19 protein-coding genes are annotated in these 22,412 nt (G+C 73.2%); 4 read left to right on the forward strand and 15 right to left on the reverse strand.

The window, feature by feature from the left end; genetic code table 11:
• Positions 1-125 precede the first annotated feature (125 nt).
• The gene (locus tag DV701_RS09975; RefSeq protein WP_162802950.1) at positions 126-1,007 is read left to right on the forward strand and encodes a right-handed parallel beta-helix repeat-containing protein; all 882 of its coding nucleotides are present in this window, start codon (positions 126-128) and stop codon (positions 1,005-1,007) included.
• Here DV701_RS09975 and DV701_RS09980 read toward each other — a convergent pair.
• The 9 genes from DV701_RS09980 to DV701_RS10020 all read right to left on the reverse strand — a co-directional run bounded on the left by DV701_RS09980 (position 996) and on the right by DV701_RS10020 (position 10,639).
• On the reverse strand, positions 996-2,168 hold the full coding sequence (locus DV701_RS09980; protein ID WP_114928167.1) for a glycosyltransferase: 1,173 nt from the start codon (positions 2,166-2,168) through the stop codon (positions 996-998). The genes DV701_RS09975 and DV701_RS09980 overlap by 12 nt on opposite strands.
• Positions 2,165-3,433 carry a glycosyltransferase family 4 protein gene (locus tag DV701_RS09985; RefSeq protein ID WP_114928168.1) on the reverse strand — a complete coding sequence of 423 codons (1,269 nt, stop codon included), beginning with the start codon at positions 3,431-3,433 and terminating at the stop codon, positions 2,165-2,167. Before DV701_RS09985 ends, DV701_RS09980 begins: the two co-directional genes overlap by 4 nt.
• On the reverse strand, positions 3,430-4,914 hold the full coding sequence (locus DV701_RS09990; RefSeq protein WP_202863496.1) for an oligosaccharide flippase family protein: 1,485 nt from the start codon (positions 4,912-4,914) through the stop codon (positions 3,430-3,432). The genes DV701_RS09985 and DV701_RS09990 overlap by 4 nt, the downstream gene beginning before the upstream one ends.
• On the reverse strand, positions 4,911-6,044 hold the full coding sequence (locus DV701_RS09995; protein ID WP_114928169.1) for a DegT/DnrJ/EryC1/StrS family aminotransferase: 1,134 nt from the start codon (positions 6,042-6,044) through the stop codon (positions 4,911-4,913). The genes DV701_RS09990 and DV701_RS09995 overlap by 4 nt, the downstream gene beginning before the upstream one ends.
• Positions 6,041-6,685, reverse strand: coding sequence for an acetyltransferase (locus DV701_RS10000; RefSeq protein WP_114928170.1), 645 nt, complete (start codon positions 6,683-6,685; stop codon positions 6,041-6,043). Before DV701_RS10000 ends, DV701_RS09995 begins: the two co-directional genes overlap by 4 nt.
• A gap of 1 nt (position 6,686) precedes the next feature.
• Entirely contained in the window at positions 6,687-7,859 is a 1,173-nt protein-coding gene (locus tag DV701_RS10005) for a DegT/DnrJ/EryC1/StrS family aminotransferase (protein WP_114930999.1), read from the reverse strand.
• Positions 7,856-8,854: an SDR family NAD(P)-dependent oxidoreductase gene (locus DV701_RS10010; RefSeq protein ID WP_114928171.1), complete on the reverse strand. Its 999-nt coding sequence runs from the start codon at positions 8,852-8,854 to the stop codon at positions 7,856-7,858. The genes DV701_RS10005 and DV701_RS10010 overlap by 4 nt, the downstream gene beginning before the upstream one ends.
• Positions 8,851-10,008 (reverse strand): Gfo/Idh/MocA family protein, encoded by a 1,158-nt coding sequence (locus tag DV701_RS10015; protein ID WP_162802951.1) that lies wholly within the window; start codon positions 10,006-10,008, stop codon positions 8,851-8,853. The genes DV701_RS10010 and DV701_RS10015 overlap by 4 nt, the downstream gene beginning before the upstream one ends.
• A 208-nt stretch (positions 10,009-10,216) precedes the next feature.
• Entirely contained in the window at positions 10,217-10,639 is a 423-nt protein-coding gene (locus DV701_RS10020; protein ID WP_162802952.1) for a VanZ family protein, read from the reverse strand.
• A 188-nt stretch (positions 10,640-10,827) separates the two neighbouring features.
• Here DV701_RS10020 and DV701_RS10025 point away from each other — a divergent pair, with 188 nt between their 5' ends.
• Positions 10,828-12,480, forward strand: coding sequence for an asparagine synthetase B family protein (locus tag DV701_RS10025; RefSeq protein WP_114928173.1), 1,653 nt, complete (start codon positions 10,828-10,830; stop codon positions 12,478-12,480).
• Between the two features lie 237 nt (positions 12,481-12,717).
• On the opposite strand, the gene DV701_RS10030 is transcribed toward DV701_RS10025, so the two are convergent.
• Complete coding sequence (locus DV701_RS10030) at positions 12,718-14,160, reverse strand: sodium:solute symporter family protein (protein WP_114928174.1); 1,443 nt, start codon at positions 14,158-14,160, stop codon at positions 12,718-12,720.
• Between the two features lie 86 nt (positions 14,161-14,246).
• Complete coding sequence (locus DV701_RS10035) at positions 14,247-15,116, reverse strand: MurR/RpiR family transcriptional regulator (RefSeq protein WP_202863497.1); 870 nt, start codon at positions 15,114-15,116, stop codon at positions 14,247-14,249.
• A gap of 79 nt (positions 15,117-15,195) precedes the next feature.
• Between DV701_RS10035 and DV701_RS10040 the strand changes: the two genes are divergently transcribed.
• Both DV701_RS10040 and DV701_RS10045 read left to right on the forward strand, forming a co-directional pair.
• Entirely contained in the window at positions 15,196-16,431 is a 1,236-nt protein-coding gene (locus DV701_RS10040; RefSeq protein ID WP_114928176.1) for a metal-dependent hydrolase family protein, read from the forward strand.
• Between the two features lies 1 nt (position 16,432).
• The gene (locus DV701_RS10045; RefSeq protein ID WP_114928177.1) at positions 16,433-17,608 is read left to right on the forward strand and encodes a metal-dependent hydrolase family protein; all 1,176 of its coding nucleotides are present in this window, start codon (positions 16,433-16,435) and stop codon (positions 17,606-17,608) included.
• A gap of 323 nt (positions 17,609-17,931) precedes the next feature.
• Here the strand turns inward: DV701_RS10045 and DV701_RS10050 are convergent, their stop codons facing one another.
• The 4 genes from DV701_RS10050 to DV701_RS10065 all read right to left on the reverse strand — a co-directional run bounded on the left by DV701_RS10050 (position 17,932) and on the right by DV701_RS10065 (position 22,411).
• Positions 17,932-19,179 carry a phenylacetate--CoA ligase family protein gene (locus DV701_RS10050; protein WP_114928178.1) on the reverse strand — a complete coding sequence of 416 codons (1,248 nt, stop codon included), beginning with the start codon at positions 19,177-19,179 and terminating at the stop codon, positions 17,932-17,934.
• Between the two features lie 42 nt (positions 19,180-19,221).
• The gene (locus tag DV701_RS10055) at positions 19,222-20,070 is read right to left on the reverse strand and encodes an ABC transporter ATP-binding protein (protein ID WP_114928179.1); all 849 of its coding nucleotides are present in this window, start codon (positions 20,068-20,070) and stop codon (positions 19,222-19,224) included.
• Positions 20,067-21,272: an ABC transporter substrate-binding protein gene (locus DV701_RS10060; RefSeq protein ID WP_114928180.1), complete on the reverse strand. Its 1,206-nt coding sequence runs from the start codon at positions 21,270-21,272 to the stop codon at positions 20,067-20,069. Before DV701_RS10060 ends, DV701_RS10055 begins: the two co-directional genes overlap by 4 nt.
• A gap of 71 nt (positions 21,273-21,343) precedes the next feature.
• The gene (locus DV701_RS10065) at positions 21,344-22,411 is read right to left on the reverse strand and encodes a branched-chain amino acid ABC transporter permease (protein WP_114928181.1); all 1,068 of its coding nucleotides are present in this window, start codon (positions 22,409-22,411) and stop codon (positions 21,344-21,346) included.
• Position 22,412: the final 1 nt, after the last annotated feature.

Consider the following 22,412-nt stretch of genomic DNA (forward strand, 5'->3'; position numbering starts at 1 on the left):
GGACGAAGGTAGAGCGGCGCCCGCGCGTCGTCGTGAGTCTGGTGCTCGCGTGCCTGGCCGTGGCCGCGACCGTCTGGTGGGGAGGTGCCGGCACGCCCCCGGGAGGTCCTGCGAGCCTCGGGGCCGTGGCCGACGGAGGTCCGCCCGCCGCCGACGCCGCCACCCTCCTGGACTGCGCGCCGGTGCCGAGCACCTGCGGCTATCCCGACGCCACCAGCACCGGCGTGACCGACGAGGACGCCCTGCGCGTGGTGGGTGAGGACACCTCCCAGGGCGACGGCTGGGAGCTCGACCCCCGCGGCTGGGTCAGGGTCAGCACGGACGGCGCGGTCGTCGAGGACCTCGACGTCCCCTACAACCTGGACATCACCGCCGACCACGTGACGCTCCGCAACGTCCGCGTCCGGGTGGGCGGCGAGACGTTCGGGATCAGCCTGCGGCACACCAGCGACGTGACGATCGAGGACGTGACGATCACGGCTCCGGACCAGGGCGCGGGCCGCCTCATGGTCGGCGTCAAGGACATCTACGGCGACAGCACCGGCACCGTCGTCCGTCGCGCGGACATCTCGCACGTGTCGACCGGGGTGCAGCTCGACGCCGGCCTCGTCGAGGACAGCTACATCCACGACCTGGGGATGCTGGGCGAGGACCACGTCAACGGCATCACCAGCAACGGCGGCGGCGAGCAGCTCACGATCCGTCACAACACCGTGCTCAACGAGCACCCGCAGACCGACGCGATCAGCCTCTTCCAGGACTTCGGGACGCAGCGCAACCGGCTGATCACGGACAACCTGGTGGCCGGTGGCGGCTACACGCTCTACGCCGGTGCCGGGGCGCTCGGGCCGACCGAGGGCATCCGGGTGACCGACAACCGCTTCTCCCGCCTGTACTTCCCCGCGAGCGGCCGCTACGGCCCGCTCACGGCCTACGAGCCGGGACCCGGCAACGTGCTCAGCGGCAACGTGTGGGACGACACGGGCCGCAGCATCTCAGGCCCCTAGCGCAGCCGTCCCCACCTCCGGCACCGCGTCGACGAGGAGCTGCGCGCGGGCCTCCCAGGAGTGCCTCTCGGCGAACGACCGCCGGCGCCCGGCAGCGTCCGCGTCCACCTGTGCGCCGGCGCAGTGGCCGGCGACGAGCGCCACGAACTCGTCGTCCGACGTGGCGATGTCGACCAGGTCGGTCCCCAGCCATCGGGTCGCCGGCAGGTCGCTCGCCACCACGGGCAGCCCGTGGGCGAGGTACTCCAGGGTCTTCAGCGGGAAGCTGGCCTCGTTGAAACGGTCCCGGCGATAGGGGGTGACGCCCACCGTCAGGTGCTGCAGGTAGGCGCCGAGCCGTTCGGGCGGCCGGTGACCGAGCCAGGTCACGCCCGGCCGGGCGAAGAGGTCGTGGAAGTCGCGCAGGGTCGCGGGGTCGCGCGTGGTCAGCGGCCCGATGAGGACGAGGGGCAGGCCCGCCGCGGCGATCCGGTGGAGCAGCCGCACGTCGGTGCGCTCGTTGAGCTGCCCGACCAGCCCCACCAGCCGGCCGTCCGGCAGGTCGGTCGGCCGCGCGGCGGGGGTCGCCGGAGGGAGCACGCATCCGTTGGCCAGGAGCAGTGCACGCGCGCCCGGCCCCAGCTGCGCCAGCCGGTCCACCAGGACCGGCGTCACGCCTCCGACCAGGTCGGCCGCCGCGGCGTTGCCGGCGAGCCGACGGCGGACGAGCCCCGGGTCCAGGCCCATCAGCCCGGCGCCGCCCTCCCAGTCGTCGGTCAGGTAGAAGAACCGGACGCCGGGCAGGGCACGGGGGAAGCCGGCCAGCGGCGAGGCGACGACGACGAGGCACGGCCCGAGGTCGAGGGCCCGGCTCGCGCGCACGGTGAGCCGGTGCTGCCACCAGGTCGCCAGGCCGACCATCACCCTCCTCGTGAGCAGCGGCGGCCCCAGCGTCCGCAGCCGGGTGACCCCTGGAGCCACGTCGACCAGGCCCCACGGCTGCCCCGGCCCGCGCCTGCGGCGGCGCCGCAGCAGGTGCGTGACCGGCTGGGCCGGGTCCACGTAGAGGACCGGCCCGAGCACGGAGGCCAGGGCCGTCGCCAGCTGGCGGTCGGTGCCGGCGACGCGGTGCCACTCGGTCCCCGCGAGGTAGACGACCCCACCGCCGTGGCCGGCGCTCACCCTCTGCTCACCCGCCGCGCCGGACCGGTCGGCGCGGCGGCCACCGGACGGGCGTTGAAGTCGTCCGCCGCGCGCCGGCCGGTCAACCGCTGTCCGGCCCGGCCCGCCCGGTAGCGCACGAACCGCCACGCCGTGCGCGGCAGGTCTCCGCCGTCGGCGGCCGGCCCTGGCTGCACGGTCGTGGCCCGACGGTAGTGGTCGACCTGACTCCGCGCCGCAGCGTCCAGGGAGAAGCGCTCCTGCACCGTCCGGAGCGCGAAGGCTCCCAGCTCGCGGCGGGACGCCGCGCCGGTGACCAGGGGCAGCAGCTCACCCCGGAGCCGGGCCGGGCCCGTCTCCGGCCCGTCCCCCACGCCGTACCAGCCCGTCCACAGGAAGTAGGCGAGCGTGTCCGGACGCACGGTCCGCCAGAACCCCTTCTCGCCCTGGACGACCACGGGCTTGCCGAACGCCATCGCACGCAGGGCCGAGCTCCCCATACCCAGTGACACGTCCGCGGCCGCGTAGGCGACCCGCGGGTCCGCGAGCTCACCGACGAGCTGCACCGCGGGATCGGCACCGCCCGGGGGCCGGGCCGTCACCACGGCGTCCTCCAGGTCCTGGCGCGCCGGGCCGTTACCAACGACGAGCATCCGCACCGCGTGCTCGGTGGACAGCTCGGCGACGACCCGCGACGCGACCAGCAGGCCCTCCCGCTTCATCTCCACGGCGAGCCGGGAGACGACCACGACGAGGACCTCCTCGGGCCGGATGCCGTAGGCCGCGCGGAAGCCGGCCGTGTTGAGACCCAGACCCGGGTGGTTGGCCTCCAGGTCCACCGGAGGCTCGATGACGTCGACGGCTGACCGGCCCGCCCGGCGCTCGGCGTCGGCGATCTGCTCGGTGCCCACCGCGAGCGGGACCGACCGCGGGATGAAGTCCGCGACGGCCATGGACATGACCGTGCCCACCACCGCGCACCCTGTCCGGCGGGCCGCGAGCCAGCACTCGAGGATCGGTGGCCACTCGTAGCCGTGGACGACGTCGATGCCCCGCTCCTCCACCGTCCTCACCAGCGACGCCACCACCGACCGCGAGGGACGCCGCCGCGGCCTCGGGGCGGGGACGAAGTCGAGGCCGAGAGCGTGGACCTTGGCCACCAGTGGACCCGGGCAGCCGAAGACCATGACCTCGTGGCCGAGATCGGCCACGCCGCGCGCGAGCTCGATGGCGTTGATCTGGCTGCCGCCGATGGCCAGGTCGTGCGGATAGACGAGGACCCTCATGACGCCGACCCCGCCTTCAGCGGCTGGTGCCGGAGGCTGGCCACGGCCGAGACGGCGGCAGGCTCCCGCGCCAGCATCACGCCCGTGGCGAGCAGTCCCACGGCCGCCGACAGGGCGACGGCGAGCAGGTCGGAGCCCAGCCGGTCGACCAGCACCAGCGCGGTCGCGTAGAGGCCCGAGCCGGCCACGACCGGCAGGACGAGGCGGCCGAGGAACCTGCCCGCGGGCACGCCGGCGGCCGAGAGCCGCCACAGGTAGAGCGGCAGGACGACGGCGGCGACGACGACGACCTGGCCGACCGCCACACCGCCGATCCCCCACCAGGTCGCGCCGAGGAGCACCGCGGGGACCAGCGCCGCCAGCCAGACCGCCTGGATCAGCAGGATGGCGCTGGCCCGACGCAGCACCACGAGGTAGTCGTAGCTCAGCTCGACCACGATCCGCACCGCGGCGAGCACGCCGAGCGCGGCGAGCGGCACGCCGGCCGGCTCCCACTCGAGCCCGTAGACCAGGCGGACCACCGCCGGCGCGGCTCCCGCCAGCACGAAGCAGACCGGGAAGGCGACAGCGGCCAGGACGCCCACGACCCACACGACGTTGCGCGCCATCAGGGCCGGGTCCGACTGCATCCGCGCGAAGGCGGCCGGCGCGACCGAACGGAGCGGTTGGGACAGCACCGCGACGGGCCAGGAGGCCAGGTTGAACGCCAGCACGTAGAAGGCGAGCTGCGTGGGGCCGAGGAGCGCACCGGTCAGCAGCTGGTCGGCATAGCTGGAGGCGAAGACGATCATGCTCGCCCCGGCGAGGGGCAGGCCGAAGCGCAGGAGCGGCGCGAGCAGCGAGCGGTCCATCCCGAGCCGGAAGGCGGACGGGACGTAGCGCAGGAAGAGCAGCGCGCCGGCGAGGCCTCCGGCCAGCCGGCCCAGCGCCAGGCTCATGGCGCCCATCCCGGCCAGCGCCAGGGCGATCGAGACCAGGGCCCCGAGCCAGGCGTTCGCCTGGTCGGAGACCATCCGCTCCCGCTGGCGGAACTGCCGCTGGAGCAGCGCCGCCGGCGCCGCGCTCAGCCCGTTGAGCAGGATCCCGACCAGCAGGGTCCGCACGACGGGGGTGGACCCGGGGCTGCCCATGGCCGCGGTGTAGGCGGGTGCGGCGGCGTAGCAGGCCAGGAAGAGGACGAGGCTGCTGACGACGGAGATGGTCGCGACCGTCGGGACGATCGGTGCGGGCTCGCGGTCCCACCGCACGATCGCCAGGCTCACGCCGAGCTCGTTGAAGCTGAGCACCGCGAGCAGCGCGACGATGGCGACGGCGAAGGTGCCGAACTCCTCCGGTCCCAGGATGCGCGCCAGAGCGATCCCGATGACCAGCGTGCCGACCTTGGACGCTGCGGTGTTCAGCAGACTCCAGCCGAGCGCACCGCCGGCCTGTCGGGCGAGGTCGGCCTCGATCTCGGGCGTGGTGCCGTCGCGGCGTCTCACGGGCCCTGCGCCGCCATCGTCCGGCTGCCCGCGACCGCCCCGACGAGCGTCTCGACGACGTGCTGCTGCTGGTCCGCCGTGATGTGGGGGTAGATCGGCAGGGAGAGGATCCGGGCGGCTGCCGCCTCCGCGACGGGGAAGGCTCCTGCCCGGTGGCCCAGGTGCTCGTACGCCGGGCTGAGGTGCACCGGGGTCGGGTAGTGGACCGCGGCGCCGACACCCGCGGCCTGGAGCGCGGCGAGCACGCGGTCGCGGTCCTCGACCTGCACCACATACAGGTGCCAGACGTCGGTGTTGTCGGGGTGCCGGCGGGGGGGCCGGACCTCCTCGACCCCCGCCAGCAGCCGGTCGTAGCGGTCCGCGGCGGCGCGGCGGCGCTCGTTCCACTCCTCGAGCCGGGCGAGCTTGGCCGACAGCACCAGCGCCTGCAGGGCGTCGAGCCGGGAGTTGAAGCCGACCACCTCGTGGACGTACTTGCGGGGGCTGCCGTGGTCGGCAATCGTCCGGACGCGCCGCGCCACCTCGGCGTCGTCGGTGAGCACCGCGCCCGCGTCGCCGGCGGCGCCCAGGTTCTTGCCGGGGTAGAAGCTGGTCCCCGACGCCGTGCCCCACGTCCCGGCACGACGGCCCGCCCTGCTCGCCCCCTGAGCCTGCGCTGCGTCCTCCACGACCGCCACGCCCACCCGGTCGGCGAGCCGGACGAGCTCGGCCACCGGGGCGGTCTGCCCGTAGAGGTGCACCGGCACGATCGCCGACGTGCGGTCCGTGACGGCCGCCTCGGCCGCGGCCGGGTCGATGAGCAGGTGCTCCGGGTCCACGTCGACCGGCACCGGGACCGCCCCGATCCGGCTGACCGCCTCCGCCGTGGCGATGAAGGTGTTGGCCGGCAGGACCACCTCGTCGCCGGCCTCCACGTCGACCGCCCGCAGCGCCAGCTCGAGCGCGTCGGTGCCGTTGGCGACACCCACGCAGTGCCGGACGCCGGCGTAGTCGGCGTAGGCCTGCTCGAACCGCGTCACCGCCGGGCCGCCCACGAACGCACCCCGCAGGATCGCCTCGCGGACGGCGGGCGCGACCTGGTCGACGATCTCCGCGCCCTGGGCGGCCAGGTCGACGAGCGGGACCCTCATGCCGTCGCCCCCGCCGCTCGCAGGGGCAGCGGCCGGGCCGGCACCCCGACCCAGGTCTGGTGGTCCGGCAGGTCCTGGAGGAGGACGGCACCCATCCCGAGCACGGCGCCGGTCCCGACCCTCAGGTCCTGCCGGACGGACGCGGACATCCCCAGGTAGGCGGCCTCGCCCACGCGGACCCGCCCACCGAGCGTCACGCCCGCCGCGAGGGTCGCGAAGTCGGCCACCTCGGTGTCGTGGGTCAGGACCACATGCGGCATGAGCACCACGTGCGCACCGACCTGCACCGACGTCGTCGCGACGACGCCGGCGAGGACGACCGTGCCCTCGCCGAGACGGGTGTCGGGCGCCAGGTCGGCGCCGGGCGAGACGACGGTGGCACAGCGCCCGGCGACAATCCCCAGGCGGTCGGCCAGCGCACGCCGGGCGTAGCCCCCGCCCGGGCACAGGAGCAGCTGGGCGTCCGGGTGCCCGGCCTCCTCCTCGGGGCCGCCCAGCACCGGCACGCCGTCGAGGTCCGTCCCGTGGAGCGCCACGTCGTCGTCGAGCACCCCGACGACGCGGTGGCTCCCGAGCTGCCGGACGACCGCCAGCACCTCCCGCGCCAGGCCGCTGGCGCCCACGAGCAGCAGGTCGTCCACGTCAGCCCTCCCGGCCGCTCGTGGCGAGCCGCGCGCTGCTGGGCACCACCGTGCCCGTCAGCACCGTGACGACGCGGTCGAGCTGGTCCTCGGTCATCTCGTGGAAGAGCGGCAGGATGAGGGTGCGGTCGGTGAGCCGCTCGGTGGTGGACAGGTCGGTGCGCACGCCGTCGCGCCCGGCATAGGCGGGCTGGCGGTGGGCAGCCATGATGCCCCGCCGGGCGGAGATGCCGGCCTCCGCGAGCCGGGCCAGCAGCCCGTCCCGGTCGACGGGGTGCTCCGGCGGGACCTCCACCCAGAAGGACTGGTAGTTGGTCGTGCCCCATGCCGGGTCGCGGACGGCGCGCAGCCCTGTCCCGTCCAGCGCGCGGTGGTAGCGGGCGGCCAGCTCGCGGCGGCGGCGTACGACGTCGTCGAGCCGGCGCAGCTGGACCAGTCCGACGGCGGCCTGCAGGTCGGTCATCCGGTAGTTGAAGCCCACCTCGAGGTAGGCCTCGGCCGGGGCGAGCACCTGCGCGTGCCGGTCGGCGGCCGAGACGCTCATCCCGTGCTCCCGCAGCCGGCGGGCCTGGCTCGCCCACTCTGCGCTCCGGGTGGTGAGCATCCCGCCCTCGCCGGTGGTGAGGAGCTTGCGCGGGTGGAAGGACCACGCGGTGACGTCGGCGCCGGCGCCGACCGGGCGTCCCCGGTAGGTGGAGCCGATCGCGCAGGCCGCGTCCTCGACCACCGCCACTCCCCGGGGGTCGCAGACGTCGCGCAGCGCGACCAGGTCCACCGGCACCCCGCCCTGGTCCACCACGATCACGGCACGGGTGCGCCCGGTCAGCGCCGCGCGGAGTGTCTCCGGGCTGACGTTGCCGGTGGCCGGGTCCACATCGGCGAAGACCGGCCGCGCGCCGAGGTAGGTGGCCGCGTTGGCGGTGGCTATGAAGGAGAACGAGGGGACGACCACGTCGTCCCCGGCGCGGACCCCCGCGACCACGAGAGCGAGGTGGAGGGCCGTCGTGCAGCTCGAGGTGGCCACGGCATACCCGACCTGCTGGCGGTCCGCGAAGGCGCGCTCGAACTCGGCGACGCGTGGTCCCTGGGCCACCCACCCGGACCGGATCACCTCCGCGACGGCCGTGACCTCCTCCTCGCCCAGCCACGGCTGCATGACGTTGATGCGGCTCATGGCACGTCTGCCGTCGCGCTGCCGGCCGCGACGGACTCCCGTCGCGGCCGCCACCACTCGACGAGCTGCCGCAGCCCCTCGTCGAGGGAGGTGCGGGCCTCGAACCCGAGGTCCCGCCGGGCGGCACCCGTGTCCGCCAGCCTCCTGGTCACGCCGTTGACGGGACGGTCCGGTCCGTGCTCCACGCCGAGGCCGGACCCCATCGCGCGCAGCAGGGCCCGGGCCAGGTCGAGGAGCGAGGTCTCGGTCCCGCTGGCGATGTTGTAGGTGCCGGAGATGACCGCGCTCTGCGCGGCCAGCACGTTGGCGCGGGCGATGTCGGGCACGAAGACGAAGTCCATGGTCTGGGTGCCGTCCCCGAAGATCAGCGGCGGCTCCCCGTCGGCGATGCGCTCCATCCAGCGCACGAGCACCTCGGTGTAGAGGCCGTGGATGTCCATCCGGGGCCCGTAGACGTTGAAGTAGCGCAGCATCACGTAGTCGAGGCCGCTCATCGCCCGGAAGCTGCGGGCCAGGCCCTCGTTGAACGTCTTCGCCGCGCCGTAGATCGTGTCGTTGGCGTAGGGGTGGTGATCCTCCCTCGTGGGGAAGGTCTCCGCCAGGCCGTACACCGAGGCGCTCGAGGCCGCGACCAGCTTGGCGACCCGGTGCTCGGCGGCCGCCTCGACGACGTTGAAGGTGCCGTCGACCAGCACCTCGAGCGCGAGCCGCGGCTGCTCAGCGCACATCGTGATGCGGATGGCCGCCTGGTGGAAGACGAGGTCGCTCCCGCGGACGAGGTCGTGGACGAGGTCGCGGTCCCGGATGTCTCCCTCCACGAGCTCGACGCGTCCGGTGGCGAGGGCCTGCTCGAGGTTCTCGCGCCGTCCGCGGACGAGGTTGTCGAGGACCAGGACGCGTGCGGCATCTTCGTCGAGCAGCTGGTCGACGAGCGTCGAGCCGATCGTGCCCGCCCCGCCGGTCACCAGGGCCGTGGCACCAGCGACGGTGCTCATCGCGCGCCCTCGGGCTGCGCGGCCGGGACGGTCGCGGCGGTGGTGGTGGGCGCGGCGGTCGCCGCGGTGGTGGTGGGCGCGGCGGTCGCCGCGGTCGTGACGGGCGCGAGCCCGCGCGCCGGCGCGGCCGCGGACATCGGCACCGTGGCGCCGCCGTGCGCGAGGCTCCACTGGGCGGCGGTCAGCGTCCGCAGCACCCGCAACCCCGCTGCCCCGTCGGTCGCCCCAGGCCTGCCCTCCCGGATGCAGGCGGCGAACTCCCTGACCATCTCGGCGAGGGGCTCGACCTCCGGCAGTGCGGGGGCCCACATGTCGCCGAGCCGGTAGGAGACCATCGCGACCCTCCGGTCCGTCGCGTCGACCGCCTGCTGGACGAGGTCGACACCGCGGTCGTAGACGCTCAGGCGCTGCTGCGGGTTGAGGTCGTCCCAGACCACGGTCCGCCTCGATCCGGCGACCACCATGTGGCGGATCTTGGTGGGGCTGAGCCAGTTGACGTGCACGTTGGCCATCGCCCCGGTGACCAGCGGCAGGCTGAGGTAGCCGACGCACGCCTTCCCGGCCTGCAGGGGGTCCGCGCCGTGCGCCGAGACGGCGTCCGGCCGCAGACCCCCGGGGAGGATGTAGTCCAGGATCGACAGGTCGTGCGGTGCCAGGTCCCAGAAGACGTCCACGTCGGGCTGGACCAGACCGAGGTTGATCCGGACGGAGTCGATGAAGAGGATCTCGCCGAGGTCGCCACCCTCGACCAGCTCCCGCAGCTTGCGCACCGCCGGGGTGTAGCAGTAGGTGTGGTCGGTCATGAGGGCCAGCCCGCGCTGCTCCGCGAGCTCGACCATGCGGGCCCCTGCCTCGATGTCGTGGGCGAGCGGCTTCTCGACGAGCACGTGCAGACCCGCGCCGAGCGCCTCGACGACCAGGGCCTCATGGGTCGCCGCCGGTGTCGCGACGGCGACCGCGTCCACCTCGTCGGCGTCCAGGAGCTCGGTCAGCGACGAGGTCACCCTCACGCCCGGCATGGCCCCGACGACGCGACCTGCCCGGCCGACGTCCCGGTCGACGACGGCGCGCAGGTCCCAGTCGGGACTCGCGGCAAAGTTCCTGATCAGGTTGGGGCCCCAGTAACCGGCCCCGACCACGGCAACGCTCAACATCCCTGCAGACGCCACGACGGCCTCCCTGCCCTGCGTGCGGCGTGCCCGACAGACACGGGTACGGTGGGCAACCGCTCGTTCGGCGTCATCCCCGGGACCAGGCTCATGGCCCGGCCGTCACAGCTCCAGCGAGATCACGCGGGCCGCGGGCGAGCGTCCACACCTGCGAGGGTAGTGCGGCGCGACGATTCGCACCACCCCCAAAAGGTCAGCGGTGCTCGGCGGTCCGTCTCAGGGTGGCCCACAGACGGACGAGCGCCGCCCCGAGGAGCGCGCCAGCCGTGTTGAGGGCGATGTCGCGCAGGCTGGGCGTGCGTCCGGCGAGCCCCGTCTGCGCGACCTCGACCGCCGCTGACAGCAGGAGCCCCGCGGGTCCCGCCACCCACCAGGGACGGTCCGGCAGCAGGCCGGCCAGCAGGGCACCGAGCGGGAGGAAGAGGCAGAGGTTGGCCACCGCCTCCACGTGGGCGTAGCGCACACCCGCGACTCCGTGGTCGGCGAGCCAGGCCAGCCCACCGTCCAGCTGCGCGCGGACGGGCACGTCGACCGCGGTCGCCCACAGCCCGACGACGCCGAGCAGGAGCAGGTAGCCGACGAGCACCGCGGCCCAGCCGCGTCGTTGCCTGCGCACCGGGTGCCTCCTGCCGTCGCGACGCACCGGGGGAAAGGACGGGGAGAGCGTGGTCGCCGTCCTCGCCACGGGCCGTGGAGGCCGTGGCATGATCACAGGCTATGACCGAAGCGTCGTCAGACGCAGGCTTCGTCGCCCAGTCCACGCATCTCCTCGAAGGTGGGGATGCCGGTCCCGCACGGAGGGACGTGGAGCTGACGACCTGGGGGTTGCGCCCGGTCCCGGACGGCGGCTCGGTCCTCCTCTCCTGCGGGGCGCGTGCCGCCGACCGCGACGTGGACGAGACGGTGCTGGGCGCGAGCTGGGCCGAGACCCGCCACGTCCTCCGGGCTGCGCTGCCGCCCTTCGCGCTGCTCACCCGGCTCGACGGCGGTGTGCGGGTCTCCACCGACGAGCTGGGCCTCCGGCACGTCTACTACGGCCGCAACGACCGCCTGTCGCTGGCGTCGACGTCAGCGGGGGCGGCCGCCGCCCGCCTCGGTCGCGGGCTCGACGAGCACGCCGTCGCGGTGCAGTCGCTCCTGGGGTGGCAGCTCGGCGACCGGACCCTGTTCCGGGAGGTGCTCAAGCTCCCCGCCGGCGCGTCGGCCGTCGTCGACGGAGACGGGGTCCGGGTGGAGCGTGACGCCGACGCCGACGCCGACGGCTCGCGGCACCCCTCGATGTCGCTGGCTGAGGCCGTCCCGGCCGCGGCGCACCTGCTGAGGACCTCTCTGTCCCGCTACCTGGACGACCATCCGGATGCCGTCCTGCAGCTCACGGGCGGGCTCGACTCACGCATCCTGCTGAGCGCGGTGCCACCCAGCCGTCGGCGCGGGCTGCGCACCCTCACCCTCGGGGAACCCACCGAGGTGGACGTGCAGATCGCCTCGCGCCCGTCTCGCGAGCAGGGCATGTCGCACGAGGTGATCTCGGTCCGCGGTCTGCAGGACCTCAGCCCGCACGAGGCCTACGAGTCGTGCGTCCGGGCAGCCCGCCGCGTCGAGTGCATGGCGGACCCGCTCGCGTTCGCCGCCGTGAGCTTCGCCGAGGCCCAGATCGGGCAGGGGCCGCGCCTGGCCGGCCTCGGCGGCGAGTTCGCCCGGGGCTTCTACCATCTCGGCCGCGCCCCGCGGGTCCCGGTGTCCAGGGCAGCGGCGGCGGGGCTGGCGTCCTGGCGGATGTTCCCCAACGAGGCGGCCGAGCCCGGTGCGCTCGACCCGGACTTCCGGCGGTGGTCCCGCGCCGTCACCGTCGACGACATCTTCGGGCATCTCCGCGAGACGGGGCTGGACCTCTTCGCCGCGACGGACGAGTTCTACCTGGCTCAACGCGTGCAGAGGTGGGCGGGGGTGACGGCGACGGCGGTGTGCATCTCCCGCCCCGTCGTCACACCGATGCTCGACGCGCGCTTCATCTCGATCGCCCGGGCCCTGCGGCCGGCCGACAAGAGCTCCGCACGCTTCCTCGGCCTGCTGCAGGTGGAGCTGGACGAGGAGCTCGCCGCGGTCCCCATGGACGGCAGACCCGCGCCGGTCACCTACGCTCGGCCGGGGGTCCGGGGGACGGTCGCCGGCGCGAGGACCTCCGCGACCAAGCTCGTCCGCAAGGCGCGTCAGCGTCTGACGGGGAGCCCCCGGCCGCCGGTGGGTGGCGCCGTCCTGGCGGCCAAGGTGGTCGAGCACTGGTGGGCGCACCCCGATGCGCTCGCGCCGGCCCGCCGGTGCGGCTTCGTGCGCGAGGAGTGGCTCGACCGCCTGGTGTCGCGGGAGCTGGAGGCCGCGCCGAGCACGGTGGCGCTGCTGGTCAACCTCGTCACGGCGCTGGACGACGGCCTCCCCGCCGGTCCGGACCACCGGTGAGGTGCCGCGTCCACGGACGCGGCCGAAGATTTTCTTCCCGGGATGTATCTGGGCGCCACCAACCTGCTCTGACTGGTCGGGACGCGCGATCGTCCGGCAGGGTGCAGGGGCCCGTCCGGACGGGCAGCGCACGGCCTGCCGGCCAGGAACAGGGACCTGGCCGGCGGGCTCGGGGGACTCCCGCCCGGGCGGGGCTTCGGGGGTGACCGCCCGGGCGGGCTCCGGCGTCGGCCGCTGTCACGCCTCGGACGCGCTCTCGGCGCCCTCGGCGTCCGCGATCTCCTCGTCCAGCGAGCGTGGCTCCTTGTCGGGAACGGCCAGGCTGACGACGAAGAGCGCGACGAGCGCCACCGGCAGCGAGACGAGCACCGAGTTGACGCCGCCGGGCTGCCCGAGCTGCTCCCAGGTGATCGTGACGACGACGCCCAGGATCATCGACGTCAGGACCCCAGCCTTGCTCGCGCGGCGCCACAGGAAGATGGCCAGCACGGGCGGGGCGATCGCGACGCCGTAGACCGTGTAGGAGTAGAGCTGCAGCTCGAGGACGGTCGGGAAGAAGCGGCCCAGCACGTAGGCGACCAGGCCGATGCCCAGCACAGAGAGCCGATGGATCCACAGCCGCTTGCGGTCGTCCATCTCGACGCCGAGCATCCGCTGCGCCACGTCGTAGACGACGTTGCCCGCGCCCGAGAGCTGGAAGGAGGAACCGGTCGTGATGATGAAGGCAAGCGCGCCGGCGAGGAGCAGGCCACCCAGGACGGTCGGGAGGTAGAACTCCCCGGCCAGCGACAGGATCGCGGTGTCGGGCTGGATGTCCGGCATGAGGACGACGGCCGCCGAGCCCAGGAGCGCCACGGGGACGGTGACCAGGAAGCTCGAGAAGAAGAACCCTGCCGTCGACTTGCGCGCCTCCGCCTCGTCGCGAGACGCACCGAGGCGCTGGTACATGTTCTGGTCCGCGAGGATCAGCAGGAAGAGCGGCAGGAAGAAACCGAGCAGCTCGATGGGCGCCAGACCGCCCGACAGGCTGCGGTGGGTTTCCGGCATCCCCGACCAGTAGTCGCTCATGCCGCCGATGTCCTTGCCCAGGATGAGCGGCAGCGCGATGACCAGGCTGAAGACGATGACGAGAGCGGAGACGAAGTCGCTCCAGGCGACGGACTTGAGACCGCCGCCGAAGGCGAGGAAGGTCACGAGGATCGCGACGACGATCGCCCCGGCCTCCGGGGAGAGCGGTGTGATCACGCTGATGATGTAGCCGCCGCCGGTGTACTGGTAGGCGGTGATGCCGACATAGGCGAGCAGCGTGATGAGCGCGGCGACGATGCGCACGCTGAGGCCGTAGCGCTTCTCCAGCAGCTCGGGCACCGTGTAGGTCGAGTGCCGACGGATGCGCTTGGCGATGTAGTAGAGCGCCACGATCCCGACCGGCGTGCCCGCCAGGAAGAAGATCGAGGCCAGCGGTCCGTAGCGGTAGGCGAAGCTCGCGCCGCCGATGATCGTGCCGGAGCCGACCCAGGTCGCAAGGAGAGTGCCGATCATCACCGGACGGGGCAGGTCACGGCCGGCGAAGACGTAGTCGTCGGCGGTGGCGACCACCTTGGTCCGGCTGAACCAGGCGCCGATGCCCACCATCAGCAGCAGGTAGAGCACCAGGATCGTCACGTGAACGGTTTGCATCGGACCTCCGTGGCTCGGCGTCGAGAGACCGGGCAGGGAGCCGGTCGGGCACCCATGCAACCACGGGGTCGAGCCCCATGCAATAGCTATTGCAGATCTTCTCCCGGGTCGGGAAACAGCCCGTAACGGCTCCACAGGAGCTCTGCGCGGTCGCTCGCCGCGGCCGCCGCGTCCGGATCGCGGGCGACCAGCGCGGCGAGCGTGGCCTCCACGACCACCGTGGGCGCGACCAGCGAGGGAAACATGCTCGACCCCTCGCTCGGCACGTGGACGAACTCGTCGGCGAGCGTCACGAGCTCGTCCCGTGTCTGGTCGCAGACCAGGACGATCCGCACCCCCGGAGGCGCAGCCTGCATCGCGTGGAGGATCTGCCAGGGCGTGCGCCACAGCAGGAAGGCGATGAGGCAGTCGCCCTCGCGGAGCAGCGACACCTCGTTGAAGAGCGAGGTGCCACCGGTGCGGTGCAGGCGCACGTCGTGCCCGATGGTCTGCGCGAGGTGGGAGAGCTGCAGGCCAGGGCCGGCGAAGCTCCCCGAGCCGAGGACGAGGGTGACCCTCGCCCCGGCGATCGCCCCAGCGACCCGGTCGATCTGGGCCTGGTCCAGGACGAGCGAGAGGTCCTGCAGGTTGTGCGTCCCGCGGCGCACGGCCGCCGCCGCCGAACCGTCGCCGCCCGTGCCGTGCTCGGAGAGCACCTCCGAGGCGGACAGGCTCGACAGGTAGCGAGACCGGATCTCCGAGCGCAGCGCCGGCCACCCGCTGAAGCCCAGCAGCTGGGCCGCGCGCACGACGGTGGCCGCGTTGACCCCGGCAGAGGCCGAGACCTCGGCGGTGCTGGCGTAGGACACCTGGCGCGGCTGCGCACCCAGGACCCGCAGGACCTTGGCGACCCCACGCCCGGCCGTGCGGTCACCCAGGCGCGAGGCCATCCAGTCCGGGAGCTGAGAAGTCGTCACCACGCCATACTGCAACATCCGTTGCTGTTTGCGTGGGATCCTGCGACGATGTCTCGACGCTCGCGAAAGGAACTCACCCATGGCTCAGCAGGCACTCGTCCTCCGGCACGGCTCGGTCTGCGACGTCGCGTCGGGGGAAGCGCGTCCTCAGGACGTCCTCGTCGTCGACGGCACGATCGCGGAGGTCGGCCCCACGGTCTCCTCCCCCGCCACCGCCACGGAGATCGACGCCTCCGGTCTGCACCTCGTCCCCGGCCTCATCGACGCCCACGTCCACGTCACTGCGGGCAGCGCGGACCTCGGGGCGCAGGCCGAGGACTCGCCCTACTACGTCGCCGCGCAGACGAGCACGATCCTGCGCAGCATGCTGGGCCGGGGCTTCACGACGGTGCGCGACGTGGGTGGCGCCGACTTCGGCATCGCGGCCGCGGTCGACGAGGGACTGTGGCCCGGGCCGAAGGTCCACTTCGGCGGCAAGGCCCTCTCGCCCACGGGCGGGCACGCCGACCTGCGGGGTCCGGGTCGTCAGGCGCTGGACAACCACACCTGCTGCCCGAACATCGGCACGGTGACCGACGGGGTTGACGGGGTGCGGCGCTCCGCCCGGGACCAGCTGCGCACCGGCGCGCACCACATCAAGCTGATGCTGTCCGGCGGGGTCGCCTCGCCGACGGACCGGGTCGACTCCCTGCAGTTCTCCGCCGACGAGGTGCGGGCGGCCGTCGAGGAGGCGGACAACGCCAACCGCTACGTCACGGGGCACGCCTACACCGCCCGGGCGGTGAACCGCGGGCTCCGGCTCGGCGTGCGCTGCATCGAGCACGGCAACCTCATCGACGACGAGAGCGTGCGGCTCTTCGTCGAGCACGACGCATTCCTGGTGCCCACGCTCGTCACCTACGAGTACCTGCACTCCGAGGGCGCGGCCGCCGGGCTCCCCCCGGCCAGCCAGGCGAAGGTCGCGGACGTGCTCGAAGCGGGGCTGCACGCCCTCGACCGGGCGGCGAAGGGCGGCGTGCGCATCGCCTTCGGGACCGACCTGCTGGGCTCGATGCAGCCGCACCAGAGCGAGGAGTTCCGGATCCGCGCCCAGGTCCAGTCGCCGGCCGAGGTGCTGGCCTCGGCGACCCTGGTCGGTGCGCAGCTGCTCGGTCGCGAGGGCGAGCTCGGCGCGATCGCCGAGGGCGCCTGCGCCGACCTGCTGCTGGTCGAGGGCAACCCCATGGAGGACGCCGCGGTGCTCGCCGAGCCGGACCGCAGCCTTCGGATGGTGGTCCAGGACGGCAGGGTGGTCGTCGACCGGAAGGGGCGCTGACATGGCCCTGGTGGTTCGCGACGCCGCCGTCTGGGACGGCGACTCCTCCGAGGTGACCCCTGCCGACGTCGTCTGCGACGGCGGCCGGGTGGTCGCGGTCGAGGCCGTGCGCTCGGTCCGCCCGGACACGGACGACGATGTCGTGGAGGCCGACGGTGCCGTGGTCGTCCCCGGGCTGGTCGACGGGCACGTGCACCTGGTCTGGAGTGCCGGCCCCGATCCCGCAGGGGTCGTCGAGGCCGACGGCGAGCAGCTCACCGTCCTCCGGGCGGCGGAGAACGCACGAGCCCACCTGCAGGCCGGCGTGACGACGGTCGCCGATCTGGGCAGCAACTGGGACGTCGCCATCGCGGTGGCCCGTGCGGTCGAGCTCGGGCACGTCGTTGGCCCTCGCGTGCTGGCCGCCGGGCGCACGGTGGCCATGACCGGTGGGCACGACCCCTTCTGGGTCAACGCCTGCGACGGCGTGGACGCCGTGGTCCGGGGCGTCCGTGAGCAGGTGTTCCTCGGAGCGGGACTGATCAAGACCGCGGCGACCGGCGGCGTCTACGGCCGGGCCGAGGGCGAGGAGGTGGGCGCGAGCGAGCTCACGGCGGAGGAGCTCGCAGCCCTGGCCCGGGAGGCGCACCGGCGCGGCGTCAAGGTGGCTGCCCACGCCCTCGGGACCGAGGGGATCCGGGACTCTGTCGAGGCCGGGATCGACGTCATCGAGCACGGTGTCTTCCTCACCGAGGAGATCGCCGCCGCCATGGCCGGGCGCGGCACCGCACTCTGCCCCACGCTGGCGGTCTACCGCTCCTTGGCCGCTGGCGGTGGTCCCGACTACGCCACCGCCAAGGCGGTCGAGGTGGTGAGGGCCCACGACAACGCCGTGCACCTCGCCATGGAAGCCGGCGTGCCCATCGTCGCCGGCACCGACGCCGGGTCCCCCGGCATGCCCCACCCCAGCCTGGAGGACGAGCTGGCGGCCCTCCACGCGTGCGGCCTGCCCCCGCTCGACGTGCTCAAGGCCGCCACCTCTCGCGCTGCCGACGCCCTGGGCGCCGACGTCGGCCGCATCCGACCGGGAGCCCCCGCCGACCTCCTCGTCCTCGACGGTGACCCCTTCACCGACCCTGTGCTGGCGGCCCGCCCGCGGACGGTCGTCGCCCGGCAGCGGCTGGTGCGCGGGGGCTGACTGGTCTGTCGTCCCCTCCCGGGGTTCGCCGGAGACGTATCTCTGATCCACCACACGGATCAGAGTTACGTCTCTGCCGGATGGGTCGCCCGAGATGCCGACCCCGGTTGTTGGACAGTGGAAATCGGCGCCGGGCCACGCAGAAGCCAGGTCCAATAACCAGGGTCGGGGCGTCACGGCAGGAGAGCGCGCGCTCAGCGGCAGGGCACTGTGCAGAGCGCGCGCCCGGTCGTGTGCAGAGCGCGCGTCCGGTCGCAGGGCACCGTGCAGAGCGCGCGCCCGGTCCTGTGCAGAGCGTGCGCTCGGTCGCAGTGGGGGTCGTGTCAGGTCCAGTCGCGCAGGTCGACGAGGGGCCCTTCGCCGGGGGTGAGCTGCTCGACGACGTCGACGCGGGTGCTGAAGCGCAACCCCGAGCGCACACGGTCTGCGACCCCGGCGGCCAGCTCCTCCCCCGGCGACGACCCGGCCACGGCGCCGGCGGCGGGCACGACCTCGCACCGCAGCTGGTCGACGTGGTCGACGCGGTCGATGACGAAGCGGTAGTCCGCCACGCCCTCGACCCCGTCCATGACGGCGGTCACCTGGCGCGGGTGGAGGAACATCCCCCGCACCTTGACCGCCTGCCCGACCCGGCCGAGCACGCCGCGCAGGCGCAGCGACCCGTCCGGGCCGAGGGTCCATCCCGACAGGTCGCCGGTGCCGAAGCGCACCAGCGGGTAGTCCGCGCGCAGCAGCGTCACGACCACCTCGCCCTCGGTCCCGTCGGTGACGGGCACACCGGTGCCGATCTCGCAGACCTGCACGTGGACGCCGTCGGCCAGCACCAGCCCGGCGCCCGGCTCCTCCCCCGCGGGCTCCCACGCCAGCAGCCCCGTCTCCCCGGTCCCGTAGGCCATCCGCACGTGCGGCACCCGCTCGGTCAGCACCGCGCGCAGCGAGTCCGGCAGCGGCTCGGCCGTCACCAGCGCCCGCTCCAGGCGCCAGCGGTCGCGGTCCAGGCCGGCCTCGTCGTAGCGCTCGATCAGCGCCTTGAGATAGGAGGGCAGGCCGAGGTATGCCGTCACGCCCAGGTCGGCGACCGCCCTCACCTGGAGGTCCTGGGCGCCGATGCCGCCGGGCAGCACGGCCGCCCCGACCGAGCGGGCGCCCTGCTCGAGCATCGCGCCGGCCGGCGAGAGGTGGTAGCCGAAGCAGTTGAGCACGACGTCGTCGCGCCCGACGCCGAGGTCGGCCAGCGCCTGTCCCCAGCGCCAGTCGGCGCCCTCGAGCTGGGGCTCGTAGAGCGGCCCGGGCGAGCAGAACCACCGGGCGACGTCCGCGTCGGGCGCCAGCAGGCCGCCGTGCGGCGGGTCCTGGCGCTGCAGCTCGACGAGGTCGTCCTTGGCCAGCACCGGCAGGGACGCGAGCCCGGCGCCGGAGCCGAGCTCACCGCATACCTGCTCGACGGTGACCCCCGCCCGGTCGAGCCGGGCGGCGAAGCCCGGCACCCGCGCGGCGGCGCCGGTCAGCGCCTCGGTCAGCGCTGGCGCGAGCGACTCCTCGCGCGCCCTCAGGGCAGCGTCGATCGACATCGGTCCCTCCTCCTTGAAAAGTCGTCCGTCCGGCGGCGCCGGTCAGAGCCAGCGCTTGCGCCGCTTGTAGTGCTTGACGTCGCGGTAGGACTTGCGTCCGCCCTCCTCGCCGAGGCCGAGGTAGAACTCCTTGACGTCCGGGTTCTCCTGCAGCTCCCTGGCGGGGCCCTCGAGGACGATCCGCCCCTGCTCCATGATGTAGCCGTGGTGGGCCACGTCGAGGGCGACCTGGGCGTTCTGCTCGATGACGAGCACGGTGAGCCCGCGCTCCTCGTTGAGCCGGCGGATGTAGCCGAAGATCTCCTCGACCAGCAGCGGGGCCAGCCCCAGCGACGGCTCGTCGAGCATGAGCAGCGTCGGCCGGGCCATCAGCGCCCGGCCGATCGCCAGCATCTGCTGCTCGCCGCCGGAGCAGTAGCCGGCGACCCGGTTGCGCAGGTCGGCCAGCTTGGGGAAGTAGCCGTAGACCAGGTCCAGGTCCTCGGCGCTGTGCTTGCTGGTGTAGGCGCCGGCGACGAGGTTCTCGGCGATCGTCAGGTGCTCGAAGACGTGGCGTCCCTCCATGCACAGGCTCATCCCCTGGCGGACCCGCTGCGCGGCGTCCATCCGGGTGATGTCCTGCCCGTCGAAGACGATCGTCCCGTCGGTCACCTCGCCGTGCTCGCTGGGCAGCAGCCCGGAGACCGCCTTGAGCGTGGTCGACTTGCCGGCACCGTTGGAGCCGAGGAGGGCCACGATCTGACCCTTGGGCACCTCCAGCGACAGTCCGCGCAGCACGAGGATGACGTCGTCGTAGATGACCTCGACGTTGTTGAGCGAGAGGAGGGACTCCCCCTCGGGGGCGGCGGTCGCCGCCCCCGAGCGAGCCGTCGCACCTGACGGGGTCGTCATGGCCTGGCGCCCGCCTCGACCTCGACCATCTGGCCACCCTCGGACTGGTACACACCGGTCGAGGTGGAGCCGCGGTGGGAGTCCGCGGAGAACTCCACCGTGCCGTCACCGATGAGGCCCTCGGTGTCGATCGGGCCCATCGTCTCCAGCGCCTCGCGCAGCGCCGGGCCGGTGACCTCGTCGCCGTCGTCGAGCACCTTGGCGATGCCCTGCGCCATGACGTCCATGACCGACCAGCCCTGGACCCACGCGGCGCCCTTGTCGTCGATCGACTCGCCCTTGTCCTCCAGGTAGGCCGCGATCGTCTCGTGGCCGGGCTTCTCGGAGGTCACGGGGGCGAACGGCTGGATGAGCAGGTGACCCTCGGCGGCGTCGGCACCGGCCGTGGTGATGAACAGCTCGTTGCCGCACCAGTTGAGGCAGACGACCTTCATGTCCAGGCCCTGGTCCTTGATGTCCTTGGCCACCTGCGCCGCCGGCGAGGCGACGTTCTGGATCACGACGTACTTCGCGCCCTGGGACTTGGCCTGGGACAGCAGGCCGACGTAGTTGGCCGAGCCGCCGGGCATCGCGTAGGCCTGGTAGCCCAGGTCGTAGCCCTTCTCCTCGACCCACGCCTGGCCGTCGGCCACGGGGGCCTCGCCGAACGGGCTGTCGTGGTGGAAGACCGCGACCTCACCGGTGCCGCCGGAGTCCTCGTTGATCCAGTTCAGCGCGACGCGCATCTGGTCGGAGTAGGTCGGCGCCACGACGAAGTTGTAGGGCGACTCCTCCGGGTCGGCCAGCACCTCGGCGAAGGAGCCGGACATGAACGGCAGCTCGTCGTTGGCGACCTTGGTGCGCAGCGCCTCGGAGTCGCCGGTGCCCCAGCCCTGGATGGCCACGACGCCGTCATTCACGTACTGCTTGTAGAGCTGCTCGGCCTTGGGCACCTCGTAGGCGTAGTCGTTGGACAGCGCCTCGATCTTGTGCCCGTCGATGCCGCCGTCGGCGTTGCGGTGGTCGATGTAGGCGAGCATGCCCTCGTTGTAGGGGGTGCCGACGTCGCCGGTGGCGCCGGTCAGGTCGGCGATGATGCCGATCTTGATCGGGGCGCCGGCGTCGCCGCCGTCGCCCTCGCCTCCTCCGCCGTTGCCGCAGGCGGACAGGCCCAGGCTCAGCGCCGCGGCTGCGGCGACGAGCGAGAATCGGTTGCGGATCATGTGCGGGTTCTCCTTGTGAGCGTGCGTCCGGGACGCGGTGGGGTGTGGGGTCGGGTATGGGGTGTGCTCGCCTAGTAGCGGAACGGCCAGTAGCGGACGTAGTCCTTGGCCCGTTGCCACAGCCGGGCCAGGCCGCGTGGCTCGAAGATGAGGAAGGCGATGATGACCGCTCCGAAGAGCGCGTTCTGGACGGCGGGCAGCTGGTCCTTCAGGACCGGGACCGCGTCGCCCCACTGCTGCGCCGCGGTGCGGATGAGCACCGGCAGCAGGCTCATGAAGATCGCGCCGTAGACCGCGCCGGCGATGCTGCCGAGCCCGCCGACGATGATCATCGCCAGGTAGGTGATCGACACGTCGAGGGTGAAGCGCTCCCAGGAGACGATCTCGGTGTAGTGCGCGATGAGGGCGCCGGCCAGACCGACATACCCGGAGGACACCGCGAAGGCGGTGAGCTTGGCCCGGGTCAGGTTGACGCCGATCGCCTCGGCCGCGATGTCCTGGTCGCGGACGGCCATGAACGAGCGGCCCAGGCCGGTGCGGAACAGGTTGCGGGCGGCGACCACCGCGAGCACCGTGATGATCGCCAGGATCAGGTACCACTGCTGCTCGAAGGTGGACCGCTCGACCTGCCACCCCAGGATGTTCAGGCGCGCCACGTCGATGTAGCCGGCCCCCTCGGTGAGGAAGCCGCCCGGGTCGCGCCGGACGACGAACTCGATGATCACCTGGGAGGCGAGGGTGGCGATCGCCAGGTAGAGACCCTTGAGCCGCAGGCCGGGCAGGCCGAAGAAGATCCCGATCGCCGCGGTGGCGACGACGGCGGCCACGACGGAGAGCAGGACGGGCACGCCGTACCGCTCGGTGAGGATGGCCGAGGTGTAGGCGCCGACGGCGAGGAAGCCGCCCTGGCCCAGCGAGATCTGGCCGGTGTAGCCCACGAGGATGTTCAGGCCGACCGCGCCGATGACGGCGATGAGGATGGTGTTGACGATCGAGAGCCAGTAGTTGTCGAGCACGAACGGCACGACGACCAGGAGGGCCAGGGTCAGCCCGAGGCGGAAGTACTCGGCCTTGGTGGCGCGCAGCCGCAGCTCGGAGGTGTAGGACCGGTGGTGGATGCCGGTGGCGGTGGCTGCCATG

This window comes from Ornithinimicrobium avium (assembly GCF_003351765.1).
Classification (GTDB): Bacteria; Actinomycetota; Actinomycetes; order Actinomycetales; family Dermatophilaceae; genus Ornithinicoccus; species Ornithinicoccus avius.